Source organism: Streptococcus sp. HMSC064H09, assembly GCF_001812625.1.
In the GTDB taxonomy this organism is placed as follows: Bacteria; Bacillota; Bacilli; order Lactobacillales; family Streptococcaceae; genus Streptococcus.
Window position 1 is genome coordinate 363 of record NZ_KV809573.1, and the last position, 798, is coordinate 1,160.

Consider the following 798-nt stretch of genomic DNA (forward strand, 5'->3'; position numbering starts at 1 on the left):
GTGTACCAATGAATGACGATGTTCCAGCAACATTTGAAGATGGCTCAACGACTAAGACTGTTGATGGAGTTGGTACATACACAGTAGCAGCTGACGGAACAGTAAACTTTGTTCCTGAGAAATCATTCACAGGTAAAGCGCCGGCCGTAACGGTTGTTCGTGAAGATAAGAACGGAACCAAAGCTTCTGCAACTTACACCCCAACAGTAACACCGGTGACTCCAACTGCTACACCAGCAGAATCAACTGGTCCTCAAGGCGTGGTGCAGACCGGAACAGTAACCTTTACCGAGGGAGATTCCGTTGCTCCAATCGACAAAGCTACCATTACTCTTCTTGATGAAACTGGCCAACCAGCAGCGGCAGTGTTTGCGAAATCACCAGCAGGTGATGTAATTGGTACCTTCACTGTTGATAAAGAGACAGGTGTTGTGACCTTCACACCAACAAACAAATCTTATTCAGGTGATGTTGTTCCAGTGAAAGTTCAAGCTGCGGATACTAATGGAACAACTGTAGAAACAACTTACACACCTAAGATTACTCCAGTCGTTCCAACTTCTGAAGATGCTACATCAACAGATATCCAAGGTCAAACACAATCTGGTAAACCAACCTTCACAGAAGGGGATTCAAATGTTCCAATCGATGAAGATACTCCAGCGACCTTCGAAGATGGATCAACTACGAAGACAGTAGATGGTGAAGGAACTTACACCGTTGCTCCAGATGGTACAGTAACCTTCGTACCAGAAAAATCATTTACTGGAACTGCTACAGGCGTAACAGTGAAACGCG

Annotated in this window: 1 pseudogene; it reads left to right on the forward strand. The window is 45.1% G+C overall.

Annotation, left to right across the window (positions count from 1 at the left end):
* Positions 1-798 (forward strand): annotated as a pseudogene (locus HMPREF2867_RS04000) (fibrillin); the annotation flags it as partial.